At 37.3% G+C, this 2,553-nt stretch carries 1 pseudogene; it reads left to right on the top strand.

The features are described 5' to 3' along the window. Positions 1-571: 571 nt before the first annotated feature. Positions 572-2,553, top strand: a pseudogene (locus ACFINW_RS09780) (autotransporter outer membrane beta-barrel domain-containing protein); the annotation flags it as partial.

The following is a 2,553-nucleotide window of genomic DNA, read 5'->3' as shown; positions in this document are numbered from 1 at the left end:
TTTTTGTACATTAAAGTCATCCTTTTTCCTTTTAAAGCACCCTTCCCTCTTTATACTTAGTTCTTTACGAAAATCCCCAAGACAAGACACAACAAACGCAACAGAGCACTTCCATTCCCAGTGGATGAACAGTACTTCCTACTTTGAAAAAAAGAAAAGTCTATTAGAAATAAATTAATACCACTGTGTTGAAAGATGAAAACCCACTTTAAGCCCAAGTAAGTTAGCTTTTTTACTAGCTTCTTCTACATCCTTTTTTGTTCCCTCATAACCCCAATTTGCGTCATCTACCATCAGGTAAAAGATATCATGGTACCACTATATCAGTATCTCACAATATTTCTCTGAATAATAATATTCAAAATTATAATTCTTTAAATAAAATCAATTATAAATACATTTTGTATTAGACATAATTAATATCAATTATTTTTTAATTTTGACAAAAAACCAAAAATGTCTTACCAAATAAAGACAATTACTGAAATTAATAACAACTATCCATTTTCACTTCTTCTTATGAAGTTCGCGGGGAAATGAATATTTTGGGGCTCTCATAAGGAGAATACTAGTGTATAAAACATCCCTTTTATCATGCACGGCTGCAGCCGCTATTATCCTGTTCAACATCCAGTTCAGTGCACATGCTGAAACCCTCGTAGTTTCTGGGGGAAAACAACAAGAAGTATCCGATAAAACCTACGAAACTATTCACGCAAAAGACGGTGGCAAAATCATTGGAAAACATTTAACCATTGTTACGAATAAAGATATAAACCAAGGCACAAACCAAACCGTCTATGCTGTAACAGCAGAAGGTGCTAACAGTGCGATTGAGTTACTGGATGGCACAATCATTAAAGGCACTGGTTCTGGTATTTTCTTAGGCCTTGAAGCCAAAGACGGTGCTACACTTCAAATGACTAAGGGAACAATTACATATTCTGGAATGGAGGCCTCCTCATCTGGCATTTTATCTAGCACTGGTGCTTCCTTTTCTGACAGTAAGAGTAAAAAAAACAAGCTGGAAGACGTGGTAATATCGAGTGAAAACGATAACAGTTCACTATCCTTAGGAATAAGTGCTAAAAACAGCACAGTAACCTTGAACAATGTAACCGTTACTCAAGCACTAACAGGCATATTTGCAGATGATCACTCGACAATAACAATCTCTGGAGGATCATTTCGTGCAAAAAATACAGCAATATCTGCTCAAAATGGCAGCATCATTACTTTAAACAACAATGTTACAGTCGCATCATCTAATGGTAATGCACTCCATGCAGATGGTATAGAATCCAAGATCACAATGAAAGGAGGAGCTGTCATAGGAGGAAATTTGAATGGACATGAAGGCGCATTACTTACAGAAAATGGTGGACGTATTGAAATTACGGATGTTACTCTAACAACCAATAACTTCGGAAACGGTGCAAATGCCAATGGCTTTGGAAGCATAATTGAATTAAAAGGCAAAACAAGCATTGAAAAAGTTAGAGATGGACTGAGAGCAGAAAAAGGTGGTAAAATCTCCAGCGAAGATTTAACAATAACTGCTTATGAAAACCAAGAATACGGCACTTCTGGTATAATAGCCATTGATCCCAATAGTGAAGTTCAATTAAAGGGTCATACAACCATTGAAAAAGTTTTTGTCGGTCTTAGAGCCTTTAATGGTGGCAAAATCGTTAGCGGAGATTTAACAATAGTCAGTGGTAAAGCAATTAATGACAACCCCAATGAAGCACGATCTGGTGTATGGACATCGGGCTCTGGGAGTGAAATTCAGTTAACTGGCAAAACAACCATTCAAAATTTTGATGAAGGTCTTTATGCAGATGATGGGAGTAAAATCATTACCGGAGATTTAACAATAACCGGTAGTGAGTCCGAAGAACCAACCGTTGGTGTAAGCACTTGGGAGGCTGATAGTATAGTTGAATTAAATGGCAAAACAACTATTCAAAATGTTGGTATTGGTCTCGCTACTGGTGAAGATGGCACAATTAAGATGATTAATGGCGCTATTGATACTAATTCTAAAGGTCTAGATACCCAATCCGACACTCCTCAGAATGGGAAGAAAAATAAAATAGAAGCAAAAATGGCTGCGCTGGTTGTAATAAATGGCGGACATATTGATCTGACAGATGTTTCTGCCACAGCAGAAGTTGCCGGTTTACAATTCGCAACTTTCTCCGATGATAATCCGAATAGCTCGCATGATCCACAAAAATATCATAGTAATGAGATCAATCTGACCAATGCAGAGCTTCATGCTGAAAATGGCACAGGAATTTTCATTGGAGCTGTTGTTGAAAAAAGTATCGAAGATACTACAGTTCCATCAATCGGCACAGTCAATCTTAAAAAATCAGAGGTCCATGCCGATGTTTTACTAGGAAATGGTATTGCTTGGGACAAAACGTCATGGAAAGATAAAGATTTGTGGGATGATAAAGAGGTTAAAGCGATCTCCAACGGCACCTTCACATTAAGCGCAGATCAGTCTATTTTAGAGGGCAGAGCAAATATTGCTAAAGACAGAAA

Source organism: Bartonella sp. AA18HLJMS (genome assembly GCF_042197245.1).
Lineage (GTDB): Bacteria > Pseudomonadota > Alphaproteobacteria > Rhizobiales > Rhizobiaceae > Bartonella.
The sequence above is the reverse complement of the archived record's forward strand: the minus strand, read 5'-3'. Positions and strand labels throughout refer to the sequence as shown.